This window comes from candidate division KSB1 bacterium (assembly GCA_016214895.1).
GTDB lineage: Bacteria > Electryoneota > RPQS01 > RPQS01 > RPQS01 > JACRMR01.
On sequence record JACRMR010000004.1, the window covers coordinates 1 to 17,650 of the forward strand.

Sequence of the window (17,650 nt, forward strand, 5' to 3'; positions counted from 1 at the left end):
CATGGCCGTTCGCGTCCGCCCGTATTGGACTTGACCCGCGGCAGGCCGCGGGCGCGGTTCTCCTGAACAGAGCGAGTTCTGTGCACGTGGAAAGCTTCCATTTTATGGAGTCCGTTTTTCCAAGTCCGACAGGTTCCTAGAGTGTTTTGGATCTCTACGCCAGTCGCGTCGCCTGAATGGAGCACGCGGGGAAGACTGTGGCCCCCCTCCCGATGAAGGTCCACCTTTCCCGTAGCCGCCAAGTCGAAGCGCACCCCGGCATCCCGAAGGGCCTCAAGCGCCTCGGGCGCTTCCTCGACCACCGCCCGAACGACCCGCTCGTCGCAGAGCCCTGCGCCGGCCGCAAGCGTGTCGGCCAAGTGCAACTCCACCGAGTCGGCCTCGCTCACTGCGCCGGCGATCCCTCCCTGAGCGTAGCAGGTGCCTGTCTCCGCGACGGTCGCCTTGGTCGTGACGCTCACGGAACGGTTGCGAGAAACGAGGAGGGCCGCCACGAGCCCCGCGATCCCTGAGCCGATCACCAACACGTCGCTTCGATGCTCGAGCAGTTCAACCGTGTCGAAGGGCAGGAGGTAGCGGCGGGAAAACGCACGCGGCAGCGGGCAGTGGTCGCCCGCCAGTTGGCGGTGTGCTCTTGCCTCAGCCAGCAACTGCCATTCGGCCGACCCCACGCCCACCTCCTTCACCAGGTTGACTCTTACCTCCAGAGGAGCCATTTCCTCGCGGGCCTCCCGGAGGACCGCCTTATTCAACAACGAGCCGACGGCTGACGGTTCCGGCCGCATCCTCGCCGCGAGTTCCACTAGCTCTCCTCGATCCGTGAGAGGAAGACCAACGAGATGCCTCGTTAGTCCTCCTCCGTGGCGACACGAACCCTATGCGCTTCTTTGATATCTCGCCCCACAGAGGGTCCGAGTCCGACATGGTTCGCCGCCTCCTCCGCCGTTACGTTTGGACCACCTGACCTCGACGCTTCGAGGGGCGCTGGAAACGCCGATCCCAAGTCCATCGCGGACATGGGTGAGCCGTACAGTGCCCTCGAGATCATCCGAATCTGGCTTCCGATCTCAACTCCCAATGTCGCCTGACGCTCAATTCGACGCGCCGATTCGGCCACTCGAATCGGATTGTTGAGGTTCCTGCGGATCGCCTCGGCGTCTGCCATCACGACCTGAAACACATTGGCGAGGTCGTGAGCAATGCCAAGCAGCCCTTGACCCATTGCTGCGAGCTGAACCTTCTGATCCGGCCAATCCATCGGCCTTCTGACAAATCGACAACCTCGATGGCCCAAGACTTCCCCGATATCGCTCTCGGACTGGTCTTGGTCGCCGATAACGGCGGCATCGATCTTCATGTTTCTCACTCCCGACTCCGCCCGTAATGTCCGCCCGCCGTTTGCAGAACTCAAAATTCCTGCGACCAGCCGACTGGGCGCTACCCCAGCCATTGCACCACATCTTTCGTCACATATAGGGGAGAGGGCACCGTGCCTTGCTCAGTGCTCGTTCGTGAGTTGATCCAACTCGGCGAGCGAGAACACCGGCCCGTCATTGCACACGTACTTCGAGCCCACGTTGCACCGCCCGCGCTTGCCGATGCCGCACTTCATCCGCATCTGGGCGAGGTGAGGATGTTCTCCTTCTGGAACCCGAACTCGAAGAGCACGGGCAGGGTGAAGCGGATCGTGATGGGCGGACCGCACACAGCCGCCAAGGCGTTCTCGGCGCCGGGGGAGCCCCGTCCGTCGTCACCGCGCGGTGAAGAAGCCCTCCCTGCCCTTCCAACCCTGCCTCCTTTATCGACGGTCCCGTTCAGGTCGATGTCACCGCGCTCGGCCCGGGCCTTGAGCTCGCCCTTGTAGATGAGGAGCCCCGGGCTCCGAGCGCCGCAGACCACAGTGATCTCCCCGAACCGCGCACGGTTTTCAGGAAAGATCATGACGTTGATGGGCGATCGCAGCGTCGTGAAGGCATAACCCGCCTCCCACGATCGAGTCAGCTTCAACGGTGACCTGCTCCCACCCGTCGGTCCAAGAGAGCGGTCCCCCTTTCGTTCCGGGCTCACCGCCGCAACCACGGGCACCGGCGCCCAATCCGCCGTCACCGTCCCTCACACAAGTCGGGAAGGTCCACGAAGTATTCCAACGCCTCGGGGTTGGCCAAGGCGTCTTTGTTCTTCACCGCCTCGCCGTGGATCACCTTGGTGACGGCGAGCTCCACCAGTTTGCCGCTGATGGTGCGGGGGATGTCGGGCACGGCGATGACCTTGGCCGGCACGTGGCGCGGGGTGGTGTTGGCGCGGATCTGGTTCTTGATGGTCTTGACCAGGGCGTCGTCGAGCTCGACTCCGTCGCGAAGCCGCACGAACAGGATCACCCGCACGTCGTTGTCCCAGCGCTGCCCCACCACGAGGGACTCAACCACCTCGTCCAGAACCTCGACCTGGCGATAGATCTCGGCGGTGCCGATCCGCACGCCGCCGGGGTTCAGGGTTGCGTCGGAGCGGCCGTAGACGATTACGCCGCCATGCTCGGTGATCTCGATGTAGTCGCCGTGGCGCCACGCGCCCGGGAAATGGCGGAAATACGCGTCCAGGTACTTCTCATCCCCTGGGTCGTCCCAAAAGCTTACGGGCATGCAGGGGAAGGGCGCCGCGCACACGAGCTCGCCTTTCTCGCCGACGACGGGCGCGCCGTCTTCGTTCCACGCCTCGACCTTGAGCCCCAGCCCCCGCTTCTGGATCTCGCCCGCATACACGGGGTCGATCGGGGAGCCGAGCATGAAGCAGGAGATGATGTCGGTTCCGCCCGAGATCGACGCGAGCTGAAGGTCGGACTTCACCTCCCGGTAGACCCATTCGAAGTCCTCCACCGAAAGCGGAGAGCCCGTGGAGAGGACGGCCCGGAGCTTCGCGAGGTCGAACTGCTCGCCGGGCTTCGTTCTCGACTTCTCGCAGATGCTGATGAACTTGGCGCTCGTGCCGAAGACGGTAATGCCGAGATCCTGGGCCATCTTCCAGAGCACCGACGTATCGGGGTAGGCAGGGCTCCCGTCGAAGAGCACGACCGTGGAGCCGACGAGGAGCGAGCTCACCAGCCAGTTCCACATCATCCAGCCGCAGGTGGTGAAGTAGAAGATCGTGTCGTCAGGGGTGAGGTCGGTGTGGAGGAGGAGCTCCTTGGCGTGCTGGATCAGCGTGCCGCCCGCGCCGTGCACGATGCACTTGGGAATCCCGGTCGTCCCCGACGAGTACATGATGTACAAGGGGTGGTCGAAGGGGAGTTGGGCAAAGGTGAGCTCGGCTGCCCTGCCGGCCAGGGCGTCGGGCCAGAGGATGGCCTTGGGCACGGAACCGATAGAAGGCCGCTCCTCCAGGAAAGGGACGACGACGACCCGCTCGATGGAATGGATCTCGGCCACTACTTGGGCCGCGCGCTCCAGCGAGTCGAAGCGCTTGCCGTTGTACAGGTACCCGTCCGCTGTGACGAGGACCTTAGGCCGGATCTGGCCGAAGCGGTCGATCGCGCCCTTGAAGCCGAAGTCCGGGCTGCAAGAGGACCAGATGGCGCCCAGGCTCGTTGACGCGAGCATGGCCACGACCATCTCGATCCGGTTGGGCATGAAACCGGCCACGCGATCGCCCGCCGACACGCCGGCCCCGGAGAGAAACCTTGCGAAACGGGCCACCTGGTCGTAGAGCTCGGCGTACGAGATCCGCGCCTCCTCGACGCCTCCTTCGCGCACGAAAACCAGGGCGGTACGGTCGTCGCGAAAACGCAGGAGGTTTTCCGCGAAATTGAGGCGCGCGCCGGGGAACCAGACCGCGCCCGGCATGGCCGCTTGGGCGAGAACGCGCTCGTACGGCGCCGACGAGCGGATGTCCGCGAATTTCCAGACTTCCTCCCAGAACGCCGGGATCTCGTCGATCGACCACCGGTAGAGCGCGTCGTACCCGGAGAGCTTAAGCCCCCTAGCCTGGCGCAGCTGCTGCATGAAACGCGTGAGATTGGCGCGGGCCACCCGCTCCGGGGAAGGGGTCCAGAGGAGCTTGGACATGGGGTCTCCTTCTTTATCTTGGTCGGCTCAACCGCCCAGGCACGCGGGGCGCGTCAACCCTCCAGGGCGATCGCGCAAACGCCAGCCGGTACGCTGCGTATATGGGATGTTGCTTGCCACGTGTCATCCCGTGGTCTCGCGGCCGCCGGGGCGCTCCATTGTCCATTGGGTAAGTCAGAGACCCCCACCCAAGGTGGGGGCTTGATAACCTGGAGCCGCCCACGGCGGCCGAAAATCGTCAACCGCTCAAAGCGTGGCGGATTCCGGAGCTAATCCGGGTCGCCGCCGAGGCGCAGCCACTCGGAGAGTCGGGTCACGCGAGCGTAATCGTCGTACGTGCACAGGTCGTCGGCGGTCGGCGCCACGGCGCCGTTCGCCCGCAGGGCGGTCAGCGCCCGGGCGACCCCCTTCATGGCGGCAAAGAGCGGCAGATACCAGTAGAGAAGCACCCTGACCCCGGCTGCTCGCATCTCATCGACCGTATAGTCGGGCTGCTGCGCGAAATGAGCAGGGTCTGACGCGCAAGCGACCAAAGGCACTTTGACTTCGCGGGCAATCCTGCGGTACTCGTCGAGCGTGTAGAAGTCGCCGAGCATCGCGAGGTCGGCTCCGCTTTCGGCGTAAAGGTTGAGCCGGCGGATCACCTCGGGAAGGCCCCAAGCCTTGGCGTCGGTGCGTGCGATCAGGCAGAAGTCCTCGGTCCGGCGCGCGTCGGCCGCGGCCCTGATTCTGCTGGCGAAGGTTTCGCGCGGGATCACCTGCTTCCCGGCGAGCACTCCGCACCGTTTGGGAAACGTCTGGTCCTCGATGTGAATGGCCGCGACACCCCCTGCCTCGAAGAGGCGGACCGTGCGGCGGATGTTGAGAGACCCGCCGAAGCCGGTGTCGGCATCGCAAACAACCGGGGCGCCTACCGCCTCGGCGATGCAGGAAGCCCGCCGTGCGAGCTCGGTGGCGGTGGTGAACCCGAGGTCGGGAAACCCGAGATCGCTCGCCTCGTTTCCGAGGCCGGTCACGTACACGAGCGGAAATCCGGCCTGCCGGATCAGGAGAGCCGAAAGGGCGTCGTATGCGCCAGGGGCGACGAGCATCTCGTGGGCGGCGAGCAGTTCCCGAAGGCCCATGGGCACCTCCTATCTCCTCAGCGGGCGGCTAGAACAGGTTGTCCACCCCTTTAGACAACACGTTTCTTAAAACTGTCTGCATCGGGCTAATGTGATGGTCGTAGTCGGCCTATAGCTCGTTCACACTGCCATGTGATCACTCTCAACGTCATCCCAACGTGCTGCCCACATAGCCGCGTTTGTAACATACTAATCCAAACAAGCCGCAATTGCTTTAGGCACATCGCACAAGCCTCTCAAACTCACCAGACGACCTCTCCCAGCCTTCGCAATTTTCTTGGATACCTCTACATTCCCACCGGGAACGTTTATTACGTGAAGCTTTGGAAACTTTCGAGCAATTGCGACTGGATCTTTCCCTGAATTTTGCCACCCATCCGTCAGAAGGATTCCTTCTCTTTGTTCGACTCTTGCCCGTCGTATTTCACCTAAGCCTACCGATAGACCTAGGCTAATGTCGGTTCGGCCCCTCGGAATAATATCCAGAATCCCTCTAATCACTTGATCCAGCTTCTTGGCCTGACCTATATGTTTGAATATGTTACTGCTATCAGAAAATAGAACCACCCCATACTCATCTCTATGGTTCAAATTCAACACCAGTGAGGCAGCTCCGACGGCAGCCATGCTGAGGTTAATTCCCCGAACAGAACCAGAAGCATCCATCATAATGACAACCGCTCTCCGCCTTCTCTCTCTGTCAAGAACGTATATAGTGTCATGGCTCAACGCCATTTCCTGCGTCAGTGCTTCAATGGTTCTATCGAGATCAATTTCATCTGCCTGAAATTCAAACCTTCTAGACTTGGACTCTCCTGTAGGAACACCACTGGACGTAATGGCACTCTTTGACACGCGATAGATCATCCGTAACATTATATGAAGAAACTGCCTGCGCGTAGCATCATCCAAGCGATCCCAGGTCAAAGTTAATAGTTCGCGCAACAGCCTTGGATCGTTTTGCTCCCACTGCTTAAAAACGATTCTATAATTGCCCAACAGGGCACCTACGCGTCCTGGGTTTTCCTTAGCAAAATCCACAAGCGCTTCATTTTGACCTCCTTCGATCATTGCCTCTATTCGTTGGTCTACTGGCGCATAGGCAGACCTTTCCCGAGGCTTGCGATCCGTAGCTGTTCCTGAATTCGATAGAACGTCCCTTACGAAGCTATTTGTAAGTTCTTTTTTTTTTCAGATTGTCTTAGTTGATCAAATAATTCCTCAATTATGTCATCTGCCGACCTCTCAGATGTCTCGTAAACCCATATCTTGTTTCGAAAAGCCATCAAGGCACTGTTTAGGACTCCTCTCTCTTCCGAACTGACCCCCTCTCTATCGAGGATGTCTCGAATTGCTGTGTAGATCCTGACCATATCTATACTTGCTCGAACGGAGGCACCCAATTTGATATCGGAGTGACGCCGCGTCATTCTGGCAAGATCCACCGCCAATTCGATCATATCATCTGACGCCCCGCTAACGTGATGTTTGACAATGTCAATCTCTTCTTTCCTGGTTTGGTAATCCATCTTCAATGAACAGAACCTATCCTGTAAAGCCCTGGATATCCTGCTTATTCCAATATCATCCAGTGGATTCAATGCAGCGATGATTCTAAAGTTATCATGACACTCTATTAAACCGAGCCGCGGCACAGTCAGTTTATTTTCAGACATGACCGTGATGAATACGTTTGTCGTTTCGTCCGGCAGCCTGTTGAATTCCTCTACATAGAGATACGATCCGTCTCGCATTGCCTGGACAAGAGGTCCCGGATTGAAGTGTTCGGGCAAGTACCCTCTCTTGATTGTCTCGGCTGGATCGAAATATCCAACCAACTTAGACGTCGTCAGGTCGCTATTTCCTGTTATTAGAGAGACATGCGCGCCTGAACATTCTGCGATGGTTAGCAAAATGGTCGATTTTGACGTGCCGGGCGGGCCTTCCAGGAAAAGATGCCTTCCTGACTGCAGGGCAGAAATGACAAGTAGAATCTCGTTTTCTCGCCCAATAATCTTTTGGCAGACCTCTTTAAGCATCTTGCACCTCTATTACTCCAGGGTTTGGTCTTCACTGCCTCGATATGTTCGTCCAAAACATTATCGCTACCAACCGGCTGAGCCCCTCCTGATCTCGGCCCTGTTGGTATTCTGGGTCGGGGCCCGAAATGGACGGACCTGTTTTGAGAGGGCGCTTTCGTGGCAGCTAGAGGATGCCACTATCCGTGGTCGCGCCCCTGCCAGCGCCGCAGACGTCCCATAATCAGGTCCGCCCGAACAGGCACAAGCGAGTTGGCCAAAGCGCTGAGCCACCCACAGCTCTCGGGGTGAGCCTTTCCGCGCTGCCCCACCTCAGCCGCGTCCCCGTAACGGCGCCATCCTCCCGGCGACCGGCCGCGGCAGGAGGTACCACACCAGCCCCGCGATCTGTAAGACGAGCAGCACACCAAATCCGACCCGGTAGCCGGCCTGGTCGTACCCAGTGCGGACGGGCGGCCACAGGCCGATGATCGCGCCCAGGCCCCACTGAGCGGCGAAGGCGGCGACAAAGACCAGAAGGTTGAGGGCCGTGTTCACGCGGCCGGCCAGATGGGCAGGGAAGGCCTGGGTCAGCGCCGCGTAGCACACCACCCCCGATGTGCCGAAGAACCCATACAGGATCCAGACCGCGGACAACGCACCGGTCCAGCCTGCGGCAAGAATGGCCTGCACCCCCGCGTAGACCGCCATACCTGCGGCGGAGAGGACGTCCGCGGGCACACCCCTGCGACCCAAGCGCTCGGCCGCCACGCCCAAGAGCAGGTACCCGGCCGTCATCGCTGCGGCAACCAGCAGGAGCACCACGGAAGCCTCCCCGCGCTCCAGCCCGCCCACGTCCCGCAGCCAGGGGCCGGCCCAGAGCCCCTGGACCGCGAGGTACGTCGCCTGACTCACGATGGCAATGGGCGCGATCCTCCAGAAGGCCCGGCTCCCGAAAATTCCGCCCAGGCCGCGAAGCTGCGCCCGCAGGTCCACGCCTCTATCTGCCGGCTGCCGCCGAGGCACCAGCGTCCCGATGAGCGCCGCCGCCAGCACGGTCACCCCCGCCAGCCCCTGAAAGACTCCCCTCCAGTCGGTCACGTGTAGGGCCGCCTCCACCGGCGCCGTTGCCGCCAGCGCGCCCAGCCCGCCGGCCGCCAACTGGATGCCATTCACCAGGGGCAGCTTCTCCCGGGCACGAAGGCCCGAAACGCCGCCATCAAGCACGCCGAGACCCCGAAGCCGATCAACGCGCGGCCAGCCACCAGTCCGGCTGAGTTCGGGGCCCAGGAAAACACCAGGGCCCCGACCCCGGCGAACGCGAGAAGCGCAGCCTGCACTCTGCGTGGCTCAAAGCGGTCGAGAAGTACGCCCAAGGGGAGCTGGAACGCGGCGAAAGTGAGAAAATACGCCGAGGTGAGGAGGCCCAGGTCCGAGGAGGAGAGCCCCAACTCAGCCACAAGGTCCGGGGCGATGACCGCGTTCACCACCCGATAGAAATAGGAGAGGAAGTACCCGAGAGCGAAGGGCAGGACCACGCGCACGGCGGTCCCCACCGCCAGGGCCTTCTCCGCTTTCGTCTCCCCTCGCGAAACCCCACACCCGCCAGCCTCCCCGCCGGACGCGGTGAGCGACACAATCGAATCCCTCCAGCTGCCGTTCCCGAAGCCCATCGTCCCTTCCGATCCCCTGCTCCCGGCAGACTGCCTGGGTCCGCACCACCCACCACCGAAGCGTCACTGCAGAGATAGCTGGCCCTCTTTTTGTGCACCGGCTAGAGCCAACGCGGCGCCGCACGGCAACCGCAATTGCTCCGCGTTCCCTCATCGTGCCGCGACGAGTCGGCCCTGCTCGGGGCCCGGCGTATCAGCACATTGATTCTTTGACGCTTCCTAAGCAGCGGTGCGTCTAGCCACCCGGCGCCGCGTCACGAGTTCCTTGCCCTCCGCCGCCTCCCGAGAGGCGGCGAAGGGCGACGGGGAACGCTCAGTCGAAATGGATCACTGGCTTAATCATGTTGTCTTCCTTGGTTTCCATCATTTTCAGGGCCTTCGGCACGTCTGCAAACTTGAAATGATGCGTAGTCATTTTGGTCGGATCCACTCGACCGTTCTTGATCAGGGTTAGAAGTCGTCCCATTCGCTCAGCACCCCCAGGACACAGGTGTGATCTAATGGTCTTCTGGGCCATCCCCATTCCCCATTCCACTCGCGGAATCTTAAGGTATTCACCTTCTGAATGGTAACCGATATTTGATATAGTTCCACCAGGGCGTGTTACCTTGAAGCACGTCTCAAATGTTACTTGTGTACCTACTGCTTCAATAGCAGCATTCGCTCCCTTACCACCGGTGAGCTTCATGACTTCATCGACGACGTTCTGAACCTTATAGTTGATCCAGACGTCCGCACCATATTCCTTAGCCAACTTAAACCGGTGTTCAAACTCGTCCACCACAATGATTAGTCCCGCCCCCAGCAAGCGAGCGCCCGCAGTTGCCATAAGGCCCACGGGACCTTGACCGATAATGACAACCGAGTCACCCAACTTGATGTCAGCATTCTCGGCAGCCACGAACCCAGTTGACACCATGTCGGTTGCATAAGCTGCGGCTTCATCCGACACCCCATCCGGAATTCGGGCCAGATTGGCTTCGGCATCGTTGACATGAAAGTACTCCGCCAGATTTCCGTCCTTCTGACCGACGAACTTGAATCCTCCCAGCGGCCCCTTGCATTGGGAAGTAAATCCTCGCTGACAGTCACCGCACCTATAACACGGCGTAACGGCGTTCACCGCCACTCTCTCCCCCACCTTGAAACCTTCCACGGCCTTTCCAAGTTTGTACACAGTACCGACAGCTTCATGTCCTAAACCTACGTCCTTGAGCTCCCCTAGCCCTCCCGCTAAGGTATGCACGTCTGAGGTGCACACTAGAGCAAGGGTAGTTTTTACAACGGCATCGTTCGGACCAGGTTCTGGAATAGGCCGGTCCTTGAACTCAGCGTCATTGATTTTGTTCATTACAAACACTTTATGCGTTCCAGCTCCCATGATGCCACCTTTCCGTATGCACTTCGCTGAATATACAAATATGCCTATGGCATATGCCTTGACAGATCTGTGCCTCCCCCCTTTGCAACTTGGCTACTTGGCTACATAGCCACGCTGCGAAGGAGATGAAATCAACCTAAACCGAGTATCTACAAAGAGTTTCTCCGCCGTCGATGCGAATCAAGTCTCCGTGGATATAATCCGACTCATCCGATGCCAGGAACACCGCCAAATTTTCAACATCTTTTACTTCTCCCCATCGCCCCAAAGGTATGCTTTTTGTAAACATATCATCGAACTCTTTATTGTCGTAAAACGCTCTCGTCAATGCCGTCTTGCAGTAGGTGGGACAAATTCCATTGACTCGAATCTTATTGCGCCCGTACTCAATGGCTAAGCATCTCGTCAAATTTGCGGCCGCGCCTTTTGATGCATTGTAAACAGATTGCTTAGGATGCCCTTGCAAACCAGCAGTGGAAACTATGTTAATGATGTTGCCGCCATCACCCTGCTGAAGGAATTGCTTAACGGCTTCCTGGGCTCCAAAAAACGTTCCTTTGACATTTACAGCATAGCAGATGTCTAGATCTTTTTCTGTCAACTCATGAGCCAGTCCACCCCCCCTGTAAATTCCAGCATTATTCACAAAGATATCGATCCGCCCGAACTTCTCCACACCCGCTCTCACAAGGTTTGCAACATCGCTCTGTTTCGTGACATCGCACTTCACAAAGATAGCCTTCCCCCCAGCGTTTCTGATCGCTTCGTCCGTCGGTGTAGAAATATTTTCTTCGAAACCTTTTGAGTCGCTCTCTTGCACGAGATCAGAGCAAACGACCTTCGCGCCTTCTCTGGCAAAGGCTTCTGCAATACCTCGCCCAAACCCAGAACTCGAACCGGTCACCAATGCCACCTTGCCATCGAGTCTCTTCATGACGCGCTCCTTTCAGAGGTTGAACAGAAACACTCCATAGTTCATATTTCATGCCCAAAGCAGAACCACTGCAATAGGTGGCTTTCTAGGCACCCTGTTCGCGTCCCGTCCGGCTAATCCTGACGCAGTCGAACACCGCTGGTTTCCGGTCTGCTGTGTTGTCCATGTTCCAGATCTACCAGGCTATTCGCCTTGTTCAGTCCTGCATATCAGGCGCCAAAACCACATTCTGGATTTGCATGTCTAACCGGACGGGACGCTACATATAGATCCTGGCGCTACCTGGCCGTGTAGCCGCCATCAATCGCAATCAGCTGTCCAGTAATACAAGCAGCTTCATCCGACGCAAGAAAGACGGCCAAGTTAGCCACCTCTTCGGGGAGCACCCAACGACCCAAGGGAGTTACTTGTTCCACAAATTCCTTAACGGCCTTGTCGTCATAATAAGGTCTACACATGGCCGTCGGAGCAAAAGTGGGGCAAATTCCGTTTACAGTGATCTTGTCCGGACCGTAATCAATTGCCAACTCTTTTGTAAGACCTGCTGCAGCAAACTTCGAAGCGCAGTAGGCCGGCTCGTTGGCCAACCCAACCAAACCACCGATCGAAACGAGGTTCAGGATTCTGCCACCGTCGCCCTGTTTCAGGAATTGAATGACGGCTTGTTGGCAACCATTCCAAACCCCCTTGGTATTGACATCCATGGTGAAGTTGTATTGTTCCTCGGTCTTTTCGTGAATGCGCGCCATGACCGTAAATACACCCGCATTGTTCATCATGATATCCAGCTTGCCATACTGCTTGACGGCTGCCTCGACCGCGGACTTCACCTCCCCAACCTTGGTGACGTCGCACTTCACGAAGATAGCATCTCCGCCGGCCTTTTTAATCGCTTCATGGGTTGGCGTGTCCTTATCCTTCTCATATCCCTCCACTCTGGCATCTGGCCGAAGATCGGTACAAACAACCTTGGCGCCTTCTCTGGCAAACGCTTCCGAGATTGCACGACCAAAACCGGAACTGGCTCCCGTTACCAACGCAACTTTACCATCAAGTCTCTTCATGATTCTTTCCTTCTATCCAATTCTTTCGTTGAGGGGGAAACGCGCAACCGTTGAATCATTCCATCTGGCGTCACGCCTTCGGACTACCTTAGGTCAATTCTCCATGCCATAATCAGCGAGTTGCGCTACCGTGCTCGCACTGATCAACACTTCCCTTTTCAAAAAAAGACAATAGCCCCTCTTCTACTTGCCTGGCTTTCTCATCCCCATCTTCTGGCGGAACTCATCTGGATCCATAATTTCCCGGCCGAGGAGTCGAACAATCTGTTCCCACATCTTGTAACACTCCACGTTTGTCTTGATCATTTCGTTTCTGTGGGGCCACTTCCAAACGGTATCTTCCATCCCGATGCGAATATTGTGACCGAGCAGGGTCGCAAAAGTGGCTAGATAGCTAGAGGCGCGGCCGGCTGCGCACACAACAATTTCAGAATCCGCGTCAATCTCTTTGATACGGTTGCAGTAGTGCATTAACACTTCAACCATCGCCTTCGGATTCTGCATGGGCGATCCGCCCGGGAGCGTCGGAAGGATGATCCAGTAGTACGGTTTCTCAAGAAGGCCGGTCTTTATGAGATATCGGTCGGCGTTGTCAATATCGCCATCACTGTAGACGGCAATCTGACACTTGACCCCATACTCCTGGCAAATTCGCGTCTTCTCCTGCGCCACATGCGGCGGCTTCGCAAAAAGGGTGTCTCCACAGAAGGCAGCGACTGTGTTGATGGGGGTTTGATCAAAGAGGCCATCCTGCATGCACTCAATAAACTTGGACCATTCCCCCTTTTGAAACGGAACCATGCACCCACACACGATCCTGTCAGGATACGCCTTTCTGACCGGGTCGATAACATGGTGGAAGAGTTCCGGATCTAAGACGTTGTATCCCTGCTGGTCCCGCACATGAATGTGGACATTGGGCGCTCCAGCCTCGCAGCATGCAAGGGCCTGATCTCTGATTTCGTCGGGCTCAATCGGATGGTTGGGGTTCCCCTTTTTGCTATGAAACGCGCCGACAATGGTCTGTGAGATCATGATCTTCTTTGGGACGTTCCAGGCAGGCTGGACTTCTACACCAATCCCAAACTTCGTCCCATGGGGATCGACAATCTCCGGAAGTCCGTAGGGCTTCCAAATGCACTGAAAATCTGTATCAATCTCACCCAAGGGGTTCGGCGACTTCTTCCATTCGTTCACCCATTCCCAATTAACCTTGTCTTTTGCCATGACCATTACCTCCTTTGTGGTGGACGGTGATGCGAATTCTGTCTTGATTCTCGTTCCATAGTCTTATCCTTGGGGCCACCTCCTTTCTGATGTGGGACTTCGCACACAATCGGCCCAATATCCAGCGTGAGTGAGTTAGAAGACTAGCCGCGCCTGTCTCCGAGAGAAATACCAACAAAACACGAGCAGAATGGTAGCGGAAAGCTACTGACTGGCGGCTTTACTTGAAAAACTTTCCAAGGCTTAGGAACTCCGGCTTGAACACAAGGTTCAGAATCAAGGTTCCGGTTGCAATCGCTGTTGCCGGTGGATCGATGTGGCTGGAGCCGTGGTTATAGACCATGCGCGCGCAGAACTCCTGGAGCAGGGCGGCCAGCAGTCCGACGACCCCGGCGACCACAATGGATCCCGAATACAGGAACGCGAGCGCCGACAGGATTGCCATGGCGTGGTAGACGGGGACCTTCTGGATCGACCCGGTCCCGCACTGGAGGCAGATCAGGTTCAGGGAGGCGATGCACCACCCCATGATGAGCGGGACGACAAACGCGCCGGCCGGTGAGATGAGGTTCTTTGCCGCCATGGGATCCAGTTGCTGTTTCAACCCCATGGCGAGCCCGCCGGACAACAGCCCAACCCCGAGCCCCAGGGCCAGGTACCTCCCGGCGCGGGCCTGCCACGGGACCCAAGAGATCGCCGTGTCGTTCGTCCCAAAGTACCCGTGCTGCTGGATCGACGCGCTGGCGCCCCAAGGCATTTCCTTGAGGAAGAGCAGCCGCGCGAGGAGGTTGCTGATCACCACGTCGAGCGCGATCGTGTCGAACTGGTTGATGATGGGGATCTTCCCGAGCACCTGGAGGAGGACATGGGCGCCGACGGAGAAGAGGCCACCAACCACCAGGACGTCCCAGGACGTCCCGATCAGGGGGGAAAGGATGTCCTTGGCTGCCCCCGAGGGGTGGTTTTTGCGAACGCCCACGGCATAGTTGGAGGCTGCGATACCGGCGCAGAACCCCCCCACGTGGGGCCCGAAGAGCGGGCCAAGCCCCACTTGGAGCAACAGGAAATCGGACCCGCCGGCCGCGACCACGAGGCAACCGGCAAAGATCAGCAGGGCACACAGTTCGAAGGCCCACAGCCCCCCCATGGCGGCGCCGACGATGCCGCCGCCGAAACAGAGAGCCAGCGTGTTCAGACTCCAAGGTTCCATCTTCGCCTCCTGTCTCGTCTTCCGTTGACAAAGCTTGCTTTCTAATGCTGTTTTGCTTGGTGTTCCTGAGTCTTCTCGTCGGGGATGAGCTCCTCTATCCTCACTTACCCAATGGAACGTTGAACTTCGCTCGGAATTCCGCTTCCCATGCCGTGGACCACACGGTCTTCCAGGTGTCACCCTTCTTCACTTCAATGGTCTTCGCATGGATTGCGTTGTATTTTTCGCTCATTTCCCCGGTCACCCGAACCATCTCCGTGATGTGCCTCGCCAGAACCGCCCGGTCGACGTTGGGCACGAAGACCCATTGTTTCTCTTCCATACTGACCACGAAGATCCGTTCGTTAGCGATGACGGGATCTTCCATGTCAACCGGGCACGCGATGTTGCTCACGGCACAGTTGTATCCGACAACGTGCCCCTCGACCGTCTTCTCTCCGCCCCAGGCGGTCAAAGGTAGAAAGACCGTGACCAACGCGGCCAACAAGAATTTAGACTTCGCGCTCATCGGAACCTCCTCTTAGGTAATTGTTGCCTTCGTCGTCCTCTGTGGGACAACAAACACACCGTGGACGTCCGCCCATCGCCTGCCCCTGCCGGTTTCGAATCTATGTCGTTTTACAGCACACGAAAGCTTCCCCGACCAATACTGCGCGCCTGTCCACAAGATCCGAAGATCCACCGTGTGTGGCCTCACACAAGTATTTGAGCCATCTCCGCAACCTCTTGAACTGCACAACTGAGACGTCATTCTCCTAAAGAGGTTTCGCCTCCCCCGCAGGGTCAGGGAACCTGTAGAAGGGGTTAGCAACGGTCTTGCCTAGCTACCACACGTGGAGGAACCTCGTCGTGAACGTGTTCGCCTTGCGACCCTCATATACGGAGATGTCGTCCGTATATGTGAGCATCAGCTGATAGCCGGGCGCGATGCCGTACGCACCCGTCAAGCCGACGGTGTGGTTGTTCAGCTTGTTGTCGCTCTTCGTCCCGTTGACCTTCGTCTCACCGCCGAAGTGGCCGTAGTAGTCGATGGCGCCAAAGAAGCTCTTGTTGAAGTCGTAGCTCAGGTGGCTTTCCAACGCGTACAAGGGGTCTTGCTCGAGCTTTCCCTTGTCGCCGGCCGCATCGCGGCCAAAGTTGTTGTTCTTTGCAAAGAGAGACACGCTTGCCGTCAGGTCGAGGTAGAACTTGTCTCCGAACCCCTGGACGAACCCGATCTCCGGCTTGAAGACCCAGCGGTTGCCCCCCATGCTCGTGCCCGGCGAATGTGGGTGGTACTCTCCGATCGGGAGGGTGATGAAGGGGGTGAGCCCCAACCATGTCTTCGACGCTGCGTTGTTCACGGCCCAGAAGGTCGAAAGCACGATGGGGTCCGCCAGGCCGGACGCGGCGCCGTTTCCGCCGTTTCCCCCGATGATGAGCATCTGCGGGTCGGCGAGGACCGGGCCGATGTTCATCCAGTGAACCGGCCTGAGGATGAAGATGTCGCCCGTCGTCCCCGAGTTATCTACCTTGTCCCCTTTGTGGTAGACGAGATTCGAGGAACTCCGCTGCCAGTAGGTGATCATCGCAGTGGTCCCCGCGGGCGCAGCGATGTAGTCCCTGGCGTTGTTGTCGGCCAACGAGAGCGTCGGCAGAATGAGGGGAACGAGCGCTGCTGCAGTCAGAAACAGTTTCCTCATGGTCTTGCTCCTCCTTCTTGGGTGATCGTGAGTGTGAGGCCCTCGAAACCTTCCGGCAGGTCACCGCTCCCAGGGAGAACCGCCTTTCCCCTCCTGCCGCAGGAGAGAGACCTCTTCAGGAGAGGACGGCAGTTTGATCGCACACCTCGCAAGGACCGCCAGGAGTCTCCGGCCGACGCTTCACTTCTCCGTCCGTTTCTGTCGCATCCCGATTTTCCTTGCTCGCTCTGTGGGCCGGAGGACCCGAGCCTTGTGGCGCGCCGTGCAGACTCAGACCGTCGCATGATCGCAGTTCCCGGCTTCAAACCTGCTCTCGGGGCCACTCACTCCTCCGGCACCGCGCCGCAGGGCTACCGTCGGCCCATTCCGTGAGACCGAACCCGAGAACGAAGATGACGGAGTGCGCGAGGCTCCGTGGGGACCGCAGTCCCCCAAGGCACCGCGGGGTGCGTCGCTCGCCGGCAAGACCGGGGACTTTCCGATGTGATGTACTACCAAACACGTCAAGTTCGACTCCTATGATTGTCTGGTTGTCGAAAAAATAGCAGGGCCGGCCTGCCAGGGAAATACCAAGAGAATATGAGGGCAATACGAGGGCCAAACGAGGATTGGAACGTGAAGCGATCACCGTTGCGCGCCTCGAAGTGGCTGCGTATGGCGGCGATGAGGACGGGGTAGGATCTCTTATCCGAGAGTCGACACGTCTCCCGAAAGGAGTCGATTCGTTCAGTCCAGCGATCGACATAGGCAGGCCCTCGCGGGCTTTCCCTGTCACACCACCGTGCGTGCGGGTCTGTACACGGCGGTTCGGCTGGTTGAGCGGTTTCCGTTCAGTAATGGTGGAAGGTCGAGGGCGTTAAAGAAGGCTGCCAACAGCACTCGGCGCAGAGCGCGGCTGACGCTGAGGTGCCACGGACCGTGCGAGCAGCCGCCCCTCCAGGCGACCGTGGCCTCATCCACACTCCCTTTTCTCAGTTTCGCGTACCGTTTGCGCCCGGTCTTTCACGGCCGCCAGATGACGGCTCTCTCAGGCGTGGCCGGATCCATGCTCTCGATCGCCAACGACCGCGTGTCGTTCCTCGATGCGGACGCGCTCTGGGGCTGCGACGTCTTCGACGCGACCGACCGGATCTGGGCACAGCTCGGGGAGCGCTTCGACGTCACCTGCATCGGGCCCGCCGGCGAGAACGGGGTCTTCGACGCCTCTCTGATCACCAACAAATACGCCGCCTTCGCGCGAGCGGGGATGGGCGCCGTCCTGGGATCCAAGAACCTCAAG

General features: G+C 58.6%; 16 protein-coding genes and 1 pseudogene. 1 reads left to right on the forward strand and 16 read right to left on the reverse strand.

Annotation, left to right across the window (positions count from 1 at the left end):
• The 16 genes and pseudogenes from HZB60_03940 to HZB60_04015 form a co-directional block, all read right to left on the reverse strand.
• A partial coding sequence (locus HZB60_03940; protein ID MBI5058921.1) for an FAD-binding protein occupies positions 1-803 on the reverse strand: 803 nt, incomplete at its 3' end.
• A 44-nt stretch (positions 804-847) separates the two neighbouring features.
• Positions 848-1,357, reverse strand: coding sequence for a hypothetical protein (locus tag HZB60_03945; protein ID MBI5058922.1), 510 nt, complete (start codon positions 1,355-1,357; stop codon positions 848-850).
• Between the two features lie 141 nt (positions 1,358-1,498).
• A complete protein-coding gene (locus HZB60_03950; GenBank protein ID MBI5058923.1) occupies positions 1,499-1,612 on the reverse strand; it encodes a hypothetical protein in 114 nt (37 codons plus the stop codon).
• Entirely contained in the window at positions 1,609-2,007 is a 399-nt protein-coding gene (locus tag HZB60_03955) for a hypothetical protein (protein ID MBI5058924.1), read from the reverse strand. Before HZB60_03955 ends, HZB60_03950 begins: the two co-directional genes overlap by 4 nt.
• A gap of 95 nt (positions 2,008-2,102) precedes the next feature.
• A complete protein-coding gene (locus HZB60_03960; protein MBI5058925.1) occupies positions 2,103-4,058 on the reverse strand; it encodes an acetoacetate--CoA ligase in 1,956 nt (651 codons plus the stop codon).
• Between the two features lie 269 nt (positions 4,059-4,327).
• Positions 4,328-5,182: an isocitrate lyase/PEP mutase family protein gene (locus HZB60_03965; protein ID MBI5058926.1), complete on the reverse strand. Its 855-nt coding sequence runs from the start codon at positions 5,180-5,182 to the stop codon at positions 4,328-4,330.
• A gap of 189 nt (positions 5,183-5,371) precedes the next feature.
• A complete protein-coding gene (locus HZB60_03970) occupies positions 5,372-6,253 on the reverse strand; it encodes a VWA domain-containing protein (protein ID MBI5058927.1) in 882 nt (293 codons plus the stop codon).
• Between the two features lie 89 nt (positions 6,254-6,342).
• On the reverse strand, positions 6,343-7,221 hold the full coding sequence (locus tag HZB60_03975; GenBank protein MBI5058928.1) for a MoxR family ATPase: 879 nt from the start codon (positions 7,219-7,221) through the stop codon (positions 6,343-6,345).
• 312 nt (positions 7,222-7,533) lie between these two features.
• Positions 7,534-8,873 (reverse strand): annotated as a pseudogene (locus tag HZB60_03980) (MFS transporter).
• 313 nt (positions 8,874-9,186) lie between these two features.
• A complete protein-coding gene (locus tag HZB60_03985) occupies positions 9,187-10,224 on the reverse strand; it encodes an NAD(P)-dependent alcohol dehydrogenase (protein MBI5058929.1) in 1,038 nt (345 codons plus the stop codon).
• Between the two features lie 166 nt (positions 10,225-10,390).
• Positions 10,391-11,188: an SDR family oxidoreductase gene (locus tag HZB60_03990; protein ID MBI5058930.1), complete on the reverse strand. Its 798-nt coding sequence runs from the start codon at positions 11,186-11,188 to the stop codon at positions 10,391-10,393.
• Positions 11,189-11,466: 278 nt separating this feature from the next.
• Positions 11,467-12,252, reverse strand: coding sequence for a glucose 1-dehydrogenase (locus HZB60_03995; GenBank protein ID MBI5058931.1), 786 nt, complete (start codon positions 12,250-12,252; stop codon positions 11,467-11,469).
• 183 nt (positions 12,253-12,435) lie between these two features.
• The gene (locus HZB60_04000) at positions 12,436-13,479 is read right to left on the reverse strand and encodes a 3-keto-5-aminohexanoate cleavage protein (GenBank protein MBI5058932.1); all 1,044 of its coding nucleotides are present in this window, start codon (positions 13,477-13,479) and stop codon (positions 12,436-12,438) included.
• Positions 13,480-13,699: 220 nt separating this feature from the next.
• Positions 13,700-14,689 (reverse strand): hypothetical protein, encoded by a 990-nt coding sequence (locus HZB60_04005; GenBank protein MBI5058933.1) that lies wholly within the window; start codon positions 14,687-14,689, stop codon positions 13,700-13,702.
• 100 nt (positions 14,690-14,789) lie between these two features.
• A complete protein-coding gene (locus HZB60_04010; protein ID MBI5058934.1) occupies positions 14,790-15,197 on the reverse strand; it encodes a hypothetical protein in 408 nt (135 codons plus the stop codon).
• 316 nt (positions 15,198-15,513) lie between these two features.
• Entirely contained in the window at positions 15,514-16,371 is an 858-nt protein-coding gene (locus HZB60_04015) for a transporter (protein MBI5058935.1), read from the reverse strand.
• A 1,045-nt stretch (positions 16,372-17,416) separates the two neighbouring features.
• Here HZB60_04015 and HZB60_04020 point away from each other — a divergent pair.
• A partial coding sequence (locus tag HZB60_04020; protein MBI5058936.1) for an aldehyde:ferredoxin oxidoreductase occupies positions 17,417-17,650 on the forward strand: 234 nt, incomplete at its 3' end.

Excerpts from the sequence above, each read along its gene's own strand:
- HZB60_03945 (MBI5058922.1), bottom strand. The coding sequence starts at position 1,357 with ATGAAGATCGATGCCGCCGTTATCGGCGACCAAGACCAGTCCGAGAGC.
- HZB60_03950 (MBI5058923.1), bottom strand. The coding sequence starts at position 1,612 with ATGAAGTGCGGCATCGGCAAGCGCGGGCGGTGCAACGTGGGCTCGAAG.
- HZB60_03960 (MBI5058925.1), bottom strand. The coding sequence starts at position 4,058 with ATGTCCAAGCTCCTCTGGACCCCTTCCCCGGAGCGGGTGGCCCGCGCC.
- HZB60_03965 (MBI5058926.1), bottom strand. The coding sequence starts at position 5,182 with ATGGGCCTTCGGGAACTGCTCGCCGCCCACGAGATGCTCGTCGCCCCT.
- HZB60_03970 (MBI5058927.1), bottom strand. The coding sequence starts at position 6,253 with ATGATCGAAGGAGGTCAAAATGAAGCGCTTGTGGATTTTGCTAAGGAA.
- HZB60_03975 (MBI5058928.1), bottom strand. The coding sequence starts at position 7,221 with ATGCTTAAAGAGGTCTGCCAAAAGATTATTGGGCGAGAAAACGAGATT.
- HZB60_03985 (MBI5058929.1), bottom strand. The coding sequence starts at position 10,224 with ATGAACAAAATCAATGACGCTGAGTTCAAGGACCGGCCTATTCCAGAA.
- HZB60_03990 (MBI5058930.1), bottom strand. The coding sequence starts at position 11,188 with ATGAAGAGACTCGATGGCAAGGTGGCATTGGTGACCGGTTCGAGTTCT.
- HZB60_03995 (MBI5058931.1), bottom strand. The coding sequence starts at position 12,252 with ATGAAGAGACTTGATGGTAAAGTTGCGTTGGTAACGGGAGCCAGTTCC.
- HZB60_04000 (MBI5058932.1), bottom strand. The coding sequence starts at position 13,479 with ATGGCAAAAGACAAGGTTAATTGGGAATGGGTGAACGAATGGAAGAAG.
- HZB60_04005 (MBI5058933.1), bottom strand. The coding sequence starts at position 14,689 with ATGGAACCTTGGAGTCTGAACACGCTGGCTCTCTGTTTCGGCGGCGGC.
- HZB60_04010 (MBI5058934.1), bottom strand. The coding sequence starts at position 15,197 with ATGAGCGCGAAGTCTAAATTCTTGTTGGCCGCGTTGGTCACGGTCTTT.
- HZB60_04015 (MBI5058935.1), bottom strand. The coding sequence starts at position 16,371 with ATGAGGAAACTGTTTCTGACTGCAGCAGCGCTCGTTCCCCTCATTCTG.